Origin of the sequence: Burkholderia sp. Ac-20349 (assembly GCF_017104865.1) — a bacterium.
GTDB lineage: Bacteria > Pseudomonadota > Gammaproteobacteria > Burkholderiales > Burkholderiaceae > Burkholderia > Burkholderia aenigmatica.
In genome coordinates this window covers 1-16,398 of sequence record NZ_JAAGPM010000163.1, presented here as the reverse complement: position 1 = coordinate 16,398, position 16,398 = coordinate 1, and the positions used below count along the sequence as shown (strand labels likewise).

Annotated in this window: 12 protein-coding genes and 1 pseudogene; 5 read left to right on the top strand and 8 right to left on the bottom strand. The window is 66.1% G+C overall.

Translation table 11 applies throughout. From position 1 onward, the window contains the following. Positions 1-191: 191 nt before the first annotated feature. From G3N61_RS33505 to G3N61_RS33490, 4 genes are all read right to left on the bottom strand, one after another. Complete coding sequence (locus tag G3N61_RS33505; protein ID WP_205824517.1) at positions 192-602, bottom strand: hypothetical protein; 411 nt, start codon at positions 600-602, stop codon at positions 192-194. Further along, positions 599-2,797: a TonB-dependent siderophore receptor gene (locus tag G3N61_RS33500; RefSeq protein ID WP_241018020.1), complete on the bottom strand. Its 2,199-nt coding sequence runs from the start codon at positions 2,795-2,797 to the stop codon at positions 599-601. The genes G3N61_RS33505 and G3N61_RS33500 overlap by 4 nt, the downstream gene beginning before the upstream one ends. Positions 2,798-2,863: 66 nt before the next feature. Next, positions 2,864-3,490 carry a TetR/AcrR family transcriptional regulator gene (locus G3N61_RS33495; protein WP_089452954.1) on the bottom strand — a complete coding sequence of 209 codons (627 nt, stop codon included), beginning with the start codon at positions 3,488-3,490 and terminating at the stop codon, positions 2,864-2,866. A 240-nt stretch (positions 3,491-3,730) separates the two neighbouring features. Next, positions 3,731-3,955: a valine--tRNA ligase gene (locus tag G3N61_RS33490; RefSeq protein WP_089452907.1), complete on the bottom strand. Its 225-nt coding sequence runs from the start codon at positions 3,953-3,955 to the stop codon at positions 3,731-3,733. A gap of 82 nt (positions 3,956-4,037) precedes the next feature. Between G3N61_RS33490 and G3N61_RS33485 the strand changes: the two are divergent. From G3N61_RS33485 to otsA, 3 genes and pseudogenes are all read left to right on the top strand, one after another. Further along, positions 4,038-4,588, top strand: a pseudogene (locus G3N61_RS33485) (IS5 family transposase); the annotation flags it as partial. 339 nt (positions 4,589-4,927) lie between these two features. Further along, positions 4,928-6,547 carry a methyl-accepting chemotaxis protein gene (locus G3N61_RS33480; RefSeq protein WP_080741726.1) on the top strand — a complete coding sequence of 540 codons (1,620 nt, stop codon included), beginning with the start codon at positions 4,928-4,930 and terminating at the stop codon, positions 6,545-6,547. Positions 6,548-7,181: 634 nt separating this feature from the next. Further along, a complete protein-coding gene (gene otsA / locus G3N61_RS33475) occupies positions 7,182-8,588 on the top strand; it encodes an alpha,alpha-trehalose-phosphate synthase (UDP-forming) (RefSeq protein ID WP_043186714.1) in 1,407 nt (468 codons plus the stop codon). A gap of 7 nt (positions 8,589-8,595) precedes the next feature. Here the strand turns inward: otsA and G3N61_RS33470 are convergent, their stop codons facing one another. Further along, positions 8,596-9,063 carry an OsmC family protein gene (locus G3N61_RS33470; RefSeq protein WP_043186713.1) on the bottom strand — a complete coding sequence of 156 codons (468 nt, stop codon included), beginning with the start codon at positions 9,061-9,063 and terminating at the stop codon, positions 8,596-8,598. A gap of 83 nt (positions 9,064-9,146) precedes the next feature. Further along, positions 9,147-11,129 (bottom strand): ATP-dependent zinc metalloprotease FtsH, encoded by a 1,983-nt coding sequence (gene ftsH, locus G3N61_RS33465; protein ID WP_205824516.1) that lies wholly within the window; start codon positions 11,127-11,129, stop codon positions 9,147-9,149. 475 nt (positions 11,130-11,604) lie between these two features. On the opposite strand from ftsH, the gene G3N61_RS33460 reads away from it, so the two are divergent. Beyond that, complete coding sequence (locus tag G3N61_RS33460; protein ID WP_205824515.1) at positions 11,605-13,269, top strand: acid phosphatase; 1,665 nt, start codon at positions 11,605-11,607, stop codon at positions 13,267-13,269. Positions 13,270-13,370: 101 nt separating this feature from the next. Here the strand turns inward: G3N61_RS33460 and G3N61_RS33455 are convergent, their stop codons facing one another. Continuing rightward, positions 13,371-14,879: an FAD-dependent oxidoreductase gene (locus G3N61_RS33455; RefSeq protein WP_205824514.1), complete on the bottom strand. Its 1,509-nt coding sequence runs from the start codon at positions 14,877-14,879 to the stop codon at positions 13,371-13,373. A gap of 320 nt (positions 14,880-15,199) precedes the next feature. Next, positions 15,200-15,409 carry a hypothetical protein gene (locus tag G3N61_RS33450; protein WP_043186702.1) on the bottom strand — a complete coding sequence of 70 codons (210 nt, stop codon included), beginning with the start codon at positions 15,407-15,409 and terminating at the stop codon, positions 15,200-15,202. A gap of 460 nt (positions 15,410-15,869) precedes the next feature. Between G3N61_RS33450 and G3N61_RS33445 the strand changes: the two genes are divergently transcribed. Further along, positions 15,870-16,286, top strand: coding sequence for a nuclear transport factor 2 family protein (locus tag G3N61_RS33445; protein WP_089452953.1), 417 nt, complete (start codon positions 15,870-15,872; stop codon positions 16,284-16,286). Positions 16,287-16,398 lie beyond the last annotated feature (112 nt).

Sequence of the window (16,398 nt, the reverse complement as noted above, 5' to 3'; positions counted from 1 at the left end):
TCCTACAGTAAGGTAGTATTTTGAAGGGAGTGGATAGAGATGAGACCGCGCAAACACGAAGCTCAACGGCTCGAGTGTGAGACTGATCAGGAGGGAGGACAGAGCGCGGGCGCGAGGCGTGAGTGGGGCACTTATGGCAGCTCAGATAGGTGGACTGCGGTACGCAGCAATGAGAACGGCAGTTTTTTTTTTTAATGGTACGGCGACCACCGCGATATAAACAGCGCACTACACTCTTCCCCTCCACGCGGCTCTTCCGATCCCGGCTTGGGCGCAGGCGCTTGCGGCAGCGGTTGCGGTGCGGCCGTCATCTGCAATGCGATGGGCGGCGTGACGACCGGTTCGTGCGACGCGGGCTGCGCATGCAGCCACGCCGCGATCAGCGCCGCATGCAACACGCCGACGACGAGCGCGCCGCCCACGGCCTGACGAGCGGTGACAGGACCGCCGTCGCGCGCGTCGAACGATGCATCGGCGCGGGCACGCTCCTGCCGCGACTCAGCGGACACACCATGCCTGGCCCCGGCGACGACCGCCCGCCACGCCGCGCGCCGCCGCTGCGACAGCGCGGGATCTTCGACAGTCAGCGATGCGGCGCTCACAGGTCGAACCTCGCGTTGAGCGCGAGCGTGCGCGGCGCGCCGACAAAGAGGTAATCGGACTGCAGGAAGCCCCAGTAATGGCGATTGAAGATGTTGTCGACTTCGGCGCGCAGCGTCACACCATGGCCGCCGATCGTCGTGCGATAGCTGAGGCCTGCATTGAACAGCGTGTAGCTCGGCAGCACAAACTGGTTGTTCGCATCGGCCTTCATGCTGCCGTAGTAATGAGCCTCGACGTTCGCGGTCAGGCCTTGCAGGCCCGGAATGCGGTCGCTCACCTGCAACGTGGCCTGCCAGCGCGGAATGCCCTCGACGCGATTGCCGACGAGATCCGCTTCGGTCTCGTTATACGTGCCCGCTTCCCACGCGGTGCTCGCCGCGACACGGAAACCTGCAGGCAGATCGACGCGACCGTTCAGTTCGAGGCCAGTGATGCGCACCTTGCCGTTCGATACGTACACGTTCTGCGCATTGCCGTATTGCGCGCCGCGCTCGATGCGGAACAGCGCGGCGGACGCGCCATAGTGCTGGGCGTCATACTTCACGCCCACTTCGTATTGCTTGCTCTTGATCGGGTCGAGCACCTGGTCGGCGTTCGCGTAGCTTGACCCCGCCGTGCCGCCGTCCTCGAGCGCCTCGACGTAGCTCGCGTAAAACATCAGGTCGCTGCGCGGACGATACATCAGCGCGAGTGTGGGTGTGATCGGCGTCTTCGTATAGGTGCTGCCGGCCGTGCCGGGCGCGGTATACGACGTCTGGCGATAGCTCGTGTAGCGAACGCCTGCGAGAATCGACCAGTATTTCAGGAAGCTCAGCGTGTCGCTTGCAAACAGCGACTTCTGCTGCGAATTGAAATTGTTGTACTGCTGGCCGTAGTCGAACGTGCCGTTCCAGGTTAGCGGCGTGATCGGGTTGTAAAGGTTGTTCGAGCCGATATCCGTGTACAGCGCCTTCGGCACCGTCTTCTTCGAGAGCCACTGTTCCGACGCGCCGAGCACGACCTGGTGATCGATCGGCCCCGTCGAGAATTTGCCTTCGAGCGTCGCCTGCACGATATCGTAGATCGACGAGCCGCGAGCACGGTTCAGGATCGTATCGAAATCGCCCTGCGGATTGAGCAGATTGAGCCATTGCCCCGAGTAGCTCCGTTCGTCCTTGCTGTGGCTGTAGTCGATGCTCGCTTTCCACACCGGATCGATCTGCCAATGCAAGCCGCTGCTCAGGAAATAGACGTTCGAATTGAAGAACGTATCGCCATAAGCGGATAGATTCGTGCGTCCGCTCGGCGCGCGCGGCACGCTCGTACCCGTGAAATTGCTGAGCGTGATGTCCTGAATGCCGCCGTCCACCTTGCGAGACTGATAAAGACCGTCGAACGTCCACGTGAGCGACTGCGTCAGGCGCGCATCGAGCGACAGCGACTCCGAATTGCGCAGCACATGCGCGCCGTTGTACGTATCGCCCTGCTCGTGCGTGATGTTGAAGCGATAGCCGAACATGCTCTGCGGGCCAAAGCGGCCACCCGTGTCGATGTGTTCGCTCGCTACGCCGTCGGAGCTATAACCGACATCTGCACTGAATGTGAACGTATCGGTCGGCTTCTTCGTCACGAAGTTGATGATGCCGCCCGGCGCACCGAAGCCGTACATGAAACCGGATGCGCCTTTGAGCAACTGAATCGATTCGAACGACTCGACGGGCAGTTCGACGGTCGTCATATAGAACGGCAGGCCGTTGATCTTGTAGCCGTTGAAATCGTCGAGCGCCATGCCGCGAACATTGATCGAATACGCGTTGAATGAATACGTATCGCCTAGCGACAGCACCGCCGCGTCCTCGGCGAACACCTTGCCGAGCGACTTCACCTGACGGTCTTCGAGATCCTGTTGCGTGACCACGCGTGTGGAAAATGGCGTTTCCAGATCCGAACGCGCGCCGAGCGCGCCGCTCGACACCTTAGGCGCCTGTCTGCGCGAACCCTGCACCGTCACGGTGGAAAGGCTGCGTACCGTGTCGATCGACTTTGCGGTTGGCGTTGCAGTCTGCTTGCCCGCTGAATTTTTCGTCGACGTAGCCGACGACGCGTCATCGTTCGCGCTGTTTTCGTCGGCGGCGTACACGTGGCCTGCCGTCAACAACCCCGCACCGACCAGCATGGCTGGAAGCACACGCAAATGGAGAAGTCCCGCCTTCATAATTAGTAATCCGATATAATATGGAGAGTCCGAAGAGCACCGAAGCCGAGCCGAAACTTCCCCGTGTCAGGTCCGAGCCGGAATCGGCCGCTCGATGTACGCGTTCAGAATCTCGACGAAATGCTCGAAAGCCTGGTCGGGAATCGACGGATCCCGAACGAAAAACTCCTGCAGACACAAGCCGCGAATGAAGCACACGATCACATAGCGCGTGAGAGACGGCTTGGGTGATTTGTCGACGCACGTATCAATCGGGTGACCGCTCTCGTCGTCGCCGATCGGGTGCGACAGCAGCGCCTCGTTGAATCGTTCCCGCAGATCCGTATCGCTTTGCAACGCCCAATAGAACTCCAGCGACGTCGGGAAGGTTTCACGCATCTGCGCGCGCCATGTGGTCACCTCGTCGCGTACACTCGCGCCGGCCGCGATGCGCCGTTCGAGCATGCCGATTTTCGTGCCGATCCACGTGACGTAGGACGCCACGAGCAACTCGTTCTTGTGAGGAAAATGATGAAGCAGCGCGCCGCGCGACAGTCCCGAACGCCGGCAGATTTCGCTGATGGAAGCCTTCGCGTAGCCCACGTCCCGGAGGCACGCAAGCGTCGCGTTGATCAGTGCGTGACGGGCGGCGGAGCTGCGCGCGTGCTGTGAGCGCCGTGGCTGCTTCCCGGTATCAGTGGTCAGGTTCGTCATGATGTATGGCGCGTCCAACTCGCACCATGTGCGATCGGACTGCTGCTCGTTAATATTGCTCGCTGGAGCCTTGCTGCAGTGCCGCAGCAAAACAATACAATCGACATGTTATTGAGGGGATATCGGCATGTCCAAGAAAATTCCCTCACATACTTATCTGCAGAATTCGCGCAACCGTACGGTTTCCGGCAGGCGCGGACCTATCGGTCCACGCTGCGATGCGTGGTTGCCCGAGCGGGTTCAGCCAAGCGTCACGTCAACGCATGGTGGCTCCGACACTGCCTTGACGAGTTCGCCGACGTGCCTCGCGTCGCACAGATCGTCCCGCGCTTGCTGCAATGCAGCGAGACGTTTCACCGTATCGCCGACGCGAACGACCGCGACCGCTGCTTTCATCGACGCCTTCGCCTCCGACTTTGCCTGACGGATGTCGCGCAGAACGTCGGAAGCGATGGCCGCGAGCATGCTACCCGCGCCCGCCAGCGCCTCGAGCGATGCGGCACGGCGTCATGCTGAACCATGGATCGACCCCGTCTACCACCATGATCTGGCTCTGTTGCGCCGGCTGCGGGAGCATGACCAAATTGATCGGGAGCGGGCGAGCATCGATGGCGCCAGCGTTCCCGGCCCCCGGGGGGCGCAAACCAGCCCGAACCCGACGGACCGGGGCAAGCTCGGGGCGAAACGACACATCGTCGTAGATGCGCGAGGCATTCCGCTGGCCGCCACGGTCACGGGCGCCCACCTGCATGATTCGATGGCATTCGAATCCACGCGCGATGCCATTCCCGCAGTGTCGGGTCTGAAAGGCCAGGCCCGCAACGCCCTAGCAAACTGTATGCCGACCAGGGCTACGACTTTGCTCGCGGTCGGCGTCACCTGAAGCAACGTGCCATCACGGCTCGTATCGCTCGTTGCGGTGTGGAAAACAAGGAAAAGCGCCGACGGCATCGCTGGGTAGTCGAGCGCACGCATGCCTGGTTTGCCGGTTTCAGCAAGCTGCGCATTCGATTCGAGCGTCGTCTCGACATTCGTGTCGCGTTGCTTTCCCTTGCCGCTGCCGTCATCTGCTCTCGCTTCGTTGATGACTTGTGTTAGCGACTCTAAGCCGCGCGAAATTTATTTATTCATCCATAAAATCAAACAAATTCATCAGACAATTATTCGCATAGACACCGGTTCCGTTTCACCCAATAAAACCGGTTTCAAATTCCACGTATAAACCTTTGAATCACGGGCGCTCCGGCGGTTTTTGATCGAAATCAAGAACCCCCAGCCGACAAGGCTTTCAGCGCTAAAAAAACTAATATCAGGGTTTTCTACGGGTAAAGAATCATCTGCCACACCCGTTAATGCCGGCACGAGCCCGTATCTGGTCGAACAATAATTTCAATTTGCCAACCACTCGCGCAGGGGCACTACGTGAAAATCGCCAGAATGAGTATCAAAATAAAACTCCTTGGCGGCTTCGGCCTGCTCGCCGCGGTCGTCGTGATCGTGTCGGGCATGGCACTCAAGGCGCTATCCGATACCAACGCCGAGTTTTCCCGCTACATGAACGGCATCAGCGCGCGGGCGAACCTGTCCGCACAGATCCGCACGGCCGTCGACCGGCGCGCGATCGCCGCGCGCAACCTCGTGCTCGTGACCAAACCGTCCGACCTCGAACTCGAACTGGCCGAGGTGAACCAGGCGCACAAGGACGTGCAGGAGCATCTCGCGAAGCTCAAGGCAATGATGGCGGACGCGACCGACACGTCCGACCGCGCACGCGAACTGGTGGCCGACATCGTGCGCATCGAAACCAGCTACGGACCCGTCGCGCTGCGCATCGTCGGGCTCGCCCAGGCCGGCAAGAAAGACGAGGCGACCGCCGACATCGACGACAACTGCCGGCCGCTGCTCGCGCAGCTGGTGCGCGCGACCGACGCGTACGCGACCTATACGCATGAACGCGAACTCGCGATCGCCCAGCAATTCGCGGACCGCTATGCGATGGAGCGCAACCTGCTGGCCGGCATCTGCCTGGGCGCCGTCGCGATCGCGGTCTGCGGCGGCCTGTGGCTGACGCGCAAGATCACGGTGCCGATCGGCTCGGCCGTGGACGTCGCACGCACGGTCGCGAACGGCGATCTCGGCAGCCGCATCGACGTGAGCGGCAACGACGAGACGCGCGATCTGCTCGAAGCGCTGCGAACGATGAACGAGCGGCTGATCGGCATCGTGGGCCGCGTGCGCGATTCGTCGAACAGCATCGCGCATGCGGTGAGCGAGATCGCGTCGGGCAACCTCGACCTGAGCCAGCGCACCGAGGAACAGGCCGCGTCGCTGCAGGAAACCGCCGCGACGATGGAGGAATTCACGTCGACGGTACGGCTGAACGCGGAGAACGCGCAACAGGCGAGCGCGCTCGCCGCGAATGCGTCGGATGTCGCGCATCGCGGCAGCTCGGTGGTCGGCCGCGTGGTCGACACGATGACGGAAATCGGCCACCGCTCGTCGAAGATCGCCGACATCACCGGCATCATCGAAGGCATCGCCTTCCAGACCAACATCCTCGCGCTGAACGCGGCCGTCGAAGCGGCACGGGCGGGCGAACAGGGCCGCGGCTTCGCGGTCGTCGCGAGCGAGGTGCGCAGTCTCGCGCAGCGCTCGTCGACGGCGGCGAAGGAGATCAAGGAACTGATCTCCGCGTCGGTGCAGACGATCCGCGACGGCTCGGCGCTCGCCGGCGAAGCCGGCAAGACGATGTCGGACGTCACGCAGGCCGTCGCGCGCGTGACGGACATCATGGGCGAGATCGCGGCCGCATCGGCCGAGCAGAGCCGCGGCATCGACCAGGTGAACCTGACGATCACGCAGATGGACGAGACGACGCAGCAGAACGCCGCGCTCGTCGAGCAGGCCGCGGCCGCCTCGAAGTCGCTCGAGGCGCAAGGCCACGAGCTGTCCGAAACGGTCTCCGCGTTCCGGATGCCGGCCGGCACGCATGCGACGTCGCCGGGCGGGCACGCGCACGTGCCGGCCACGCAACACTGGCAACCGGCCACCGCGTAGCGGATACCGCACGGAGACGACGATGCGCACGCCGTTCCAGCGGTTCGCCTGCGTCACGCTTGCGCGCACCGCGCGATGCGCGGCCGCGCGCAGCACGCGGTGCGGCTGTGCATCGTCGCCGTCCGGCGCGGCCTGTGCACACGCACGACATCGCGCTTCGCCGATTCGTGTCGCGCGTTCGCGGCACGCGTGCGGGTAGCTCGCACGTCGACGTAACCGCGTCATCAGTGGTCGTCGCTGTCGACCGGTGCGACCTCGTGCGCGTGCCCTGAAATGCGCATCGTCACGAACGATCGCACGTCCTACGCACGCCTCCGCCTCGCGTCGCGCGCGCCGCATGTGCAGCGTTGCGCAAGTTTCGATCCCGCCCCGTGTTGCGTGCGTTGCCCTACCCGAGACATGGAGATCGCGCTGCATTCGCACGCGCATTGCTCGCCGCCGCAGACTTTAAAAACCAACGAATGGCGAGTATGCTTAAAAAAGCACTCCCCGTTCGGACGGCGAATCGCGTGCCCTGACTCCCTTCCGATCGCATTGCGGCCCCATCGCTTCGCGCCCCGCGCGTCGATGGCGGCGTCTGCTTCTCGCGCCACGGCCGCACGAACCTTTCCCCCAACAATCGTCAGGAGAGCTGGTGAGCCGACTCGTCGTCGTATCCAATCGCATTGCAGATCCCCGTAAAGCTGCGGCCGGCGGGCTCGCCGTCGCCGTGAAAGACAGCCTGCAGGAAACCGGCGGTGTCTGGTTCGGCTGGAGCGGCAGGCTGCGCGGCGGCGACGATCAGCCCACGCATGGCGACGAGGTGCAGATTCAGAACGTCGGCGGCATCCAGCTCGCGACGATCGATCTCGACCCGCAGGATTACGACGCGTACTACCTCGGCTATTCGAACAACGTGCTGTGGCCGGTGTTTCACTACCGGCTCGATCTCGCGCAGTTCGACCGCCGCTTCGCCGACGGCTACCGGCGCGTCAACCAGCTGTTCGCGCGCAAGCTGCGCACGCTGCTGCGGCCCGACGACACCATCTGGGTCCACGACTACCAGCTGATTCCGCTCGCCGCCGAGCTGCGCGCGATGGGCTGCACGAATCCGATCGGCTTCTTCCTGCACATCCCGATGCCGCCGCCGCCGATCATGGCCGCGATCCCGGAACACGAATGGCTGATGCGCTCGCTGTTCGCGTACGATCTCGTCGGGTTCCAGACCGAGTCGGATCTGCTCCACTTCGAGCATTACGTCGAAGCGGAAGCCGGCGCCGCGCGGCTGCCCGACGGCCGCCTGCAAGCGTTCGGCCGCACGCTGTCGGCCGGCGCCTTCCCGATCGGCATCAACGTCGACGAGTTCGAATCGCTCGCGCGCGATCGCGACGGGATCGACATGTTCGAGCGGATGCGCGACGAATATTCCCGCCGCCAGTTGCTGGTCGGCGTCGACCGGCTCGACTACACGAAGGGGCTGCCGCAGCGCGTGCATGCGTTCCGTCAGTTGCTCGAACAATATCCGGAGAACCGCGACCGCGCGACGCTGATCCAGATCGCCGCGCCGAGCCGCGAGGATCTCGGCGCGTACGACGACCTGCGGCGCGAGATGGACAGCCTGTGCGGCGCGATCAATGGCGACTACGGCGAACTCGAATGGATGCCGATGCGCTACATTCACCGCACCGTCGCGCGCAAGCGCTTGCCCGGCCTCTATCGCGCAAGCCGCGTCGCGCTCGTCACGCCTTTGCGCGACGGGATGAATCTCGTCGCGAAAGAATTTCTCGCCGCGCAGGACGCCGCCGACCCGGGCGTGCTCGTGCTGTCGCGTTTCGCCGGCGCGGCCGAGCAGTTGAAGTCGGCGCTGCTCGTCAATCCGTACGACACGCAAGGCACCGCGCAGGCGATCCAGCGCGCGCTCACGATGCCGCTCGAAGAACGTCGCCAGCGGCACGCGGCGCTGATGGCGATCGTGCGCAAGAGCGACGTGCACTGGTGGCGCACGCGCTTTCTCGACGCGCTCGCCGAAGCCGCCGAAGTCGCGGCCGCGACCGAATCCTGACGCGCGCTCACGCGTCGGTCGCCGCATATTCGAGCGCCGCGCCGTTCACATCGCACAGGTCGACCGAAACCGGAATGCCTTCGCGCAGGCTCTCCGTCAGTACGCAATACGCATCGAACTGATCGAGCACGCGCGTCGCCGCCGCGAGATCGGCCCACGTCTTGCCGATCGACAGCCGGACGGCCATCGCGCCCACCCGTACCCTGCCCGCTTCGTTCTGCACCATGTCGACGTCGATGTGCGCGGCAATCGGCTGCGGATCGACATGCTGTTTTTCCAGCGCGAACTGCAGGCTCGCCGCGAGACAGGTCGCGACGGCCGCGGCCAGCAGCCGGATCGGATTCGGCCCGCGTCCGTCGCCGAGCGGCGGCGGTTCGTCGGTGAGCACCGGCGCCAGCGTCGTGCCGGCAAATACCACTTCGAAACAGAAACGCGCCTGCTGCGCGACATCGACCGATACGTGCGCCTCGCTCATGGCGACTCCGTGGAGATCAACAGGGAATGGAAGGCCGGCACGCAGTCGCATCGACGCGCGCGGCTCGCAGGTTCGCGGCATCTTCAGCGCTCGGGTTCGCGTGGCGGCCCGTACGCGACGAAATCGCGCTCGACCGCGGATGCCTGCTCCGTTTCGATCGCGCCGCCGCGTGCGCCGGCCCCGTCGTCCGGCGCGGACACCGGCGCCGTGGCGGACGACGGTTCGGCGCGCCCGTCGATCAACGCCTGCAACGCGTCGCGCTCGAGCACCTCGCATTGCAGCAGCCGGCGCGCGATGCGTTCGAGCGCATCGCGGCGTTCGCCGAGCGTCGTCGCGACTCGTGCATGCGCGTCGGTCAGCAACGTGCGCACCTCGTCGTCGATCATCCGAGCGGTGTGCTCGCTGCAGCGCCCGTCGCCCGCATGCCATGCACCGGGTATGCCCGTGCGCGCATCGCCGTCGTCGAACGTCGCCAGCCCGATCTTCTCGCTCATCCCGTACTGCATGACCATGTGGCGCGCCATCGCGGTCGCGCGTTCGAGATCGTTCTGCGCGCCCGTCGACACGTCGCCGAACACGAGCTCCTCGGCCACCCGCCCGCCGAGCAGCGCATCGATCCGGTCGAGCAGTTCGCTCCGGCGCAACACGTAGCGATCCTCGGTCGGCACCTGCTGCGTATAGCCGAGCGCCGCGACGCCGCGCGGAATGATCGACACCTTTTTCACCGGATCGCAATGCGCGCGGCTTTCCGCGACGAGCGCGTGGCCGGCCTCGTGATACGCGATGGTCAGCTTCTCCTGTGCGTTCATCACGCGGCTCTTGCGCTCGAGGCCCGTCAACGCGCGGTCGATCGCCTCGTCGAAGTCGGTCATGCCGATCGCCGGCTTGCCGAGTTCGGCCGCATGCAGCGCGGCCTCGTTGACGACGTTCGCGAGATCGGCGCCGACGAAGCCCGGCGTGCGCGACGCGAGTTCGCCGAGATCGACGTCGGTCGCGAGCTTCACGTGCTTCACGTGCACGCCGAGGATCTGCCGGCGGCCGTTCACGTCGGGCCGGTCGATCGCGATGTGGCGATCGAAGCGGCCCGGCCGCAGCAGCGCGGGATCGAGGATCTCGGGCCGGTTCGTCGCGGCCATGATGATCACGCCGGAGCCGGCCTGGAAGCCGTCCATCTCGACGAGCAACTGGTTGAGCGTCTGCTCGCGTTCGTCGTTGCCCGACATCGGGCCGACGCCGCGCACCTTGCCGAGTGCATCGAGCTCGTCGACGAACACGATGCACGGCGCCTTCTGCTGCGCCTGCTCGAACAGGTCGCGCACGCGTGCCGCGCCCACGCCGACGAACATCTCGACGAATGCCGAGCCGCTGATCGAGAAGAACGGCACCGCCGCCTCGCCGGCCACCGCGCGCGCGAGCAGCGTCTTGCCGGTGCCCGGCGCGCCGACCACGAGCACGCCCTTCGGGATCTTGCCGCCGAGCCGCTGGTAGCGGTCGGGGTTGCGCAGGAACGCGACGAGCTGCTGCAGCTCGGCCTTTGCTTCGTCGATGCCCGCGATATCGTCGAACGTGATGCCGGTTTCCTGCTGCACGTACACGCGCGCGCGGCTCTTGCCCATCCCGGTGAAGTCCTGCAGCCCGCCGCGCCTGCGCAGCATCATGTTCCAGATGAACACGAACAGCACGAGCGGCAGCAGCCACGACGCAAGCGATGCGATCCAGCTCGTGTCGGGCGCGCCGTGATATCGGATGCCGGCCGCGGTCAGCGTGTCGGTCAGGTGTTCGTCGGTCACGCGGTTGGTCGTGAAGCGCCACGGCGCGCCGGCCTGCTGTACGGCCGCGGTTTCGGAGGCCGGCAGCATCGCGCCGGCCTGCGGCATCTTCAGCGTGCCCGAGATCGACGCGGGGCCGACCTCGAGATCGTCGACGAGCCGTGCGGCGACCAGGCGGTGAAAATCGCTGTACGCGATCGACGCCGACGACGGATGCAGCATCAGCAACTGCGCGGCGAACAGCACGAAGAAGCCCGCCGCGATCAGCAATCCCGGGTAGTCGAATTTCCTGTCCATGGCATCGGGCCGGACGTGCGCGCTACGCTGCGCGGCACGGCGAACGTGCGCGGACACGCGCGCAGCCGGCGCGCGGCATCGGCGGCCATGTGGAAGCGGCCTTCATCCACGCCATCGTCGTCTCGCTTCAACGCCTCGTTCGTCGCATCAATGGCGCCGCGACGACGCCGTCGGCCGGCGCCGCCGGGCAATCCTCGCCCGGGCGGCACGCCGCGACGCGCCGCCCCTGAATCCAGTCTAGTTCGCGCGCGGGCGTCGCGCATGGCCCGAGGCGTGCCTCGAATCGTCCGACAAACACCTTTCATCTGCCCCCGTTGCCGCGTTATAGTCGCATTCATGACATTTTTGTGACATTCATGCCGAAGCGGCCGGCACGCAACGCCGGCCATTGCTTTCCATCCTGCGGCGCGGCAGCCTGTGCGACGCCGCAGCGCATGACGCCCCCGTCCACCCGCCCATTCGAGGAACCCACGACGTGAACGACACGCCCGATCGCCCCGACGACCTTCCCGCCGATCCCGACCGCCGCCGTGTGCTCGGCGGCCTCGCCGCGCTCGGTGCGGGCGTCGCGCTCAGCGGCTGTGAAACCACGGCAGGCAGCGCGCCGCGTTCCGCCGCCGACCAGCGCATCGACGAAGCGTTGCGCCAGCGCGTGCGCCACATCGTCGTGATCTATGCGGAAAACCGCAGCTTCGCGAACCTGTACGGCGATTTCCCGGGCGTGCAGCATCCGTTGAGCGAGGTGCGGCCCGAGCACGCGCAGCAGCTCGATCGTGACGGCAAGACGCCGCTGCCCGTGCTGCCGAAGATCTGGGGCGGGCTCGTGCCGCAGGCGCAGGAAGTGGACGGCAAGCGCTACGCGATCGCCGAACGCGACATCGACAAACTGCCGAACGCGCCGTTCCTGATTACGGACGCACAGGGCAAGGCGCTGCCGAACGGCGTGATCACGCGCGATCTGTGGCACCGCTTCTACCAGAACCAGATGCAGATCGCGGCCGGCCGCAACAACCAGTTCGCCGCGTGGGCCGATTCGGGCGGCCTCGTGATGGGTCACTACCGCAATTCGGCCGATACGCTGCGACTGTGGAATCTCGCGCGGCAATACACGCTGTGCGACAACTTCTTCATGGCGGCCTTCGGCGGTTCGTGGATGAACCACATGTTCCTGATCTCGGCGCAGCCGCCGCTGTATCCGGACGCGCACAAGCATCCGCATGCGGCGAAACTGCTGTCGAAGGTCGAAGGCGACGATCCCGCCGGTACGCGCCTGAAACTCGCCCACGATTCGCCCGCGTCCGCGCTCGACGGCCCGCCGAAGTTCGCGGCCGATGGCGCGCTGACGCCGGATGGCTACGGCGTGAACACGATGGCGCCGCCGTACCAGCCGAGCTACGTACCGCCGCCCGATCCGGGCAACGCCGCGTATGCGGATCCGGCCGATCATCGCGTGATGCCACCGCAGGGCTATGCAACGATCGGCGATCGCCTGTCGGAAAAGAACGTCGACTGGGCGTGGTACAGCGGCGCGTGGCAGTACGCGCTCGAGCATCGCGACACGGGTACCGTGCCGGATTTCCAGTACCACCATCAGCCGTTCAACTATTTCGCGAACTACGCGCCCGGCACCGACGCGCGCAGCAAGCACCTGCGCGACGCAGGGCTCGGCGACGAGCCGTCGACCAACCGCTTCATCGCCGACATCGACGCGGGCCGCCTGCCGGCCGTCACGTTCTACAAGCCGCAGGGCAACCTGAACATGCACGCGGGTTATGCGGACATCGAATCGGGCGACCGTCACATCGCGACCGTGATCGACCATATCCGGCGCGGGCCGCAATGGGACAACACCGTGATCGTGATGACGCACGACGAGAACGGCGGCTGGTGGGATCACGTCGCGCCGCCGGAAGGCGATCGCTGGGGGCCGGGCTCGCGGATTCCGGCGCTCGTGATCTCGCCGTTCGCGAAGAAGGGTTTCGTCGATCACACGCTGTACGACACGAACTCGATCCTGCGCTTCATCAGCCGCGTGCACGGGCTCGCGCCGCTCGACGGCGTGGTCGCGCGCAACAAGGCGTTCGCCGCGCGCGGCGCGACGCCGCCGGGTGATCTGACGAACGCGCTCGATCTCGGCTAAGAACCGGCTGGCCTGATTGGTTGGCCGCTTGGCGGCTTGAAACGACGACGCCCCGGGCAATGCGATGGCCCGGGGCGTCGTTCATTTCCGGCCTGAAAACGCTACGCGGCGCTTCGCAGTGCGTCACACTCCACCTGCGCAGCGTGGCGCCCCGCCTGCCGGCCGAAGAACGTCGCATCGGCCAGCGACAGCCCCGAGCTGTACCCGGCGCCCCAGCGCGGCAGCCCGCAGGTCGTGCGGCCCGCCGCATAGAGCCCCGGCACCGGCGCACGCGCCGCATCGACCACCTGCCCGGTCGGCAGCGTGTCGAGCCCGCCCAGCGTGAAGTGCGGATAGAACGCATAGTCGATCCGGCAATCGAGCGCGACGAACGGCGGCTCGATCAGCGGCTGCAGCCATTTCTTCGCCTTGTGGAACAGCGGATCGGCGCCTTCGGCCGCATGGCGGTTGTAGACGTCGACGGTGGCCGTCAGCGTGCCGGCCGGCATCTGCAGATCGCGTTCGACTTCCTCCCATGTTTCGCCGGCCGCCGCGATGCCGATCCGCGCGATCGCGGGCGGCTCCTGGTACGTCGCCTGGTCGACGAGCAGGTAGATGCGGTCGTCGGCCTGGTGGAACGCGTGATGGCCCGTGCGGCCGTGATAGCCGTCCTCGTTGATGAAGCGTTGCCCGCGCGCGTTCACGAAGATCCCCCGGATCAGCGATTCGGGCGCGTAGAACGGCAGGCTGACGAAGCCCTGATCCATGTGGATCGCCGCGCCGCCCGCGCTCTGACCGAGCAAAATGCCCGAGCCATCGTCGCCGGGGCTGCCGATCGGCTCGTCCGAGCGCAGGAACTGCGGTGCATGCCGGCGCACCATCTCGCGATTCATCGCGAAGCCGCCCGCGCACAGGATCACCGCGCGACGTGCCCGCACGAATGCCGTCTCGCCATACGCGCGCAGCACGACGCCACGCACGGCGCCACGCACGGCGCCGCCGTCGTCGACGATCAATGCCTGCGCGCGCGTGTCGTAGCGCGTCGCGACACCGAGCGCCGCCACGCGTTCCGCCAGCACGCGCATCAGCATCTGGCCGCCACCCCAGCCCGGCCATTGCGGCGTGTGCCCGCGCGGGCACGGCTTCGCCGCCTCGCTGAACGGCCAGGCTTCCTCGCTGCCCGACCAGATCAGGCAGTCGTCGGTTTCGGGTTCGACGATCCGCTCGGCAATGAACGTGTTCTTGTACTTGAGGCCCTGCGCGACGAGCCAGTCGTGGTGCGCGAGGCTTTCGTTCGCGTAGAGCCGCACCTTCGCGTCGTCGGCGTCGCGGCCGCCGGCCAGCATCAGGTAGCGGTACAGATCCTCGGTAGCGTCGGTAAAGCCGGCCTGCCGCTGCGCGGGCGTGCCGCCGCTGCCGCCGAGGTAGATCTCGCCGCCCGACAGCGCGCTCGTGCCGCCGTAGCTCGACGCGCGCTCGACGATCAGCGTGTCGGCGCCGGCGCTCGCGGCTTCGATCGCCGCGCAGGCGCCGGCCGCGCCGAAGCCGACGATCACGACATCATGTTCGGCATCCCAACGATGTACGTCGCGGATGTTCAGGGGGTGAGTCAGGGAATAGTCGGATGACATGAGGAATGGTCAGCGTTTAGGAGATCTGCGGGAAGCGGTGGGTGTGGCGAGGGCTCGCGGCCCTGATGCGGGCGTCGCTGCGCCGTCACGTCACGATGGCGCGTTGCAGTGATACCGCGTTGCCGGTACTGGCACGCGGCGGCGCCAATGCAGGCCGCGTGCGCTGCCATGCGCGACGGCAATCGAATCGCGCGAAGCCGGACCCGCCGCGCCAGCCTGGCCGACGCACGACGACTGCACGGCGATTTCGGCGAATGCGGACAACGCGCCGCCGCGCGACGACGTCCGGCCGGTTGGCGCGGCGCGCGGCCGCGCCGGCGTCACATGCCGCGCATCGCGGCGAAACCGAAGTGCGACGGATCGATCGGCACGCAACCGGTCGGCAGGCCGTTCACGTCGACCGAGCGGCATTGCAGGATGCCGGCCGCATACGGCGGCGACGGCACCTGATCGGCGCCGTATCGCGCCAGTGCCATGGCAGCGAACGTGCCCATTGCCAGTACGCACAGCTTGCGAGTCGTCAGTCTCATGATCGTGTCCCCTCCGGTTGTCCGCTGGTGCGGCTCGTATCCGGCGGGCATCGCATGCGGCACCGGATGACTGCACGGTAGCCAGCGCCCGGCCGTCGGCCATCGTCCGTTTCGACTAGGGGCAAACGCTGAGCGGACGGGGTACGGCCTGCGGCATCGCAACATCGAACGCCACGGCTTCGCATACGTGAAGGAAACGCGACACGTCGCGCGCCTGTCGTAGCAGGCCGCGCCAATCGTCAGACGCATGCCGCGCTCCGGTCGCTGCGTCGCACCATCCACGCAGCCTCGTGCGATATAAGGCGGCCTGCCCCGGTGTTTTCCCCGACCCTCGCCCTGCTCCGTATGGATGATGAATCCCGGCCTGCCCGGTGCGAACCTGCCCGTCGACGTCGCAATGCCGCCGCGTCGGCCCGCTTCGCACGGCCGATGCGTTCCGTTTTTCCACGGGAGCCAACGCATGACCGATTCCAATCCCCGCCACGCGCTGTACGACCTTGCGTGCCGATACGCGCAAGCCGTCGACCGGCGCGACTGGCCACGACTCACCGCCCTCTTCACCCCCGATGCCACCCTGGCCGGCCCCGGCTTCCGCTTCGACGACCGCGACGCGATCGTCGCGGGCATGCGCGTGATCGAGCGCTACGAAGCGACCCAGCATCACGTGCACAACCAGCTCGTCACGCTCGACGGCGGCGAGGCCGACGTCGAGACCTATGGCGTCGCCTGTCACGTCTATGTGCGCGACGGCGCGAAGCGCAAGCTCGACTGGGGGCTGCGCTATCGCGACCGCTGCGTGTTCGACGGCACCACGTGGCGCTTCGCCGCGCGCACGCTGCACGTCGACTGGGCGCAAGACCTGCCGCTGGAGGGTTGAACGATGCGCACCTCCGCTCCCCTCGACGGCCGCACCGCGCTCGTGACGGGCGGCGCCGGCGGTATCGGTGCGGCCTGCGCGCACGCGCTCGTCGCCGACGGCGCGGCCGTCG

Coding starts and splice junctions, on each gene's coding strand:
- G3N61_RS33500 (WP_241018020.1), bottom strand. CDS start 2,797: ATGAAGGCGGGACTTCTCCATTTGCGTGTGCTTCCAGCCATGCTGGTC.
- G3N61_RS33495 (WP_089452954.1), bottom strand. CDS start 3,490: ATGACGAACCTGACCACTGATACCGGGAAGCAGCCACGGCGCTCACAG.
- G3N61_RS33490 (WP_089452907.1), bottom strand. CDS start 3,955: ATGCTCGCGGCCATCGCTTCCGACGTTCTGCGCGACATCCGTCAGGCA.
- G3N61_RS33480 (WP_080741726.1), top strand. CDS start 4,928: ATGAGTATCAAAATAAAACTCCTTGGCGGCTTCGGCCTGCTCGCCGCG.
- G3N61_RS33470 (WP_043186713.1), bottom strand. CDS start 9,063: ATGAGCGAGGCGCACGTATCGGTCGATGTCGCGCAGCAGGCGCGTTTC.
- ftsH (WP_205824516.1), bottom strand. CDS start 11,129: ATGGACAGGAAATTCGACTACCCGGGATTGCTGATCGCGGCGGGCTTC.
- G3N61_RS33455 (WP_205824514.1), bottom strand. CDS start 14,879: ATGTCATCCGACTATTCCCTGACTCACCCCCTGAACATCCGCGACGTA.
- G3N61_RS33450 (WP_043186702.1), bottom strand. CDS start 15,409: ATGAGACTGACGACTCGCAAGCTGTGCGTACTGGCAATGGGCACGTTC.
- G3N61_RS33445 (WP_089452953.1), top strand. CDS start 15,870: ATGACCGATTCCAATCCCCGCCACGCGCTGTACGACCTTGCGTGCCGA.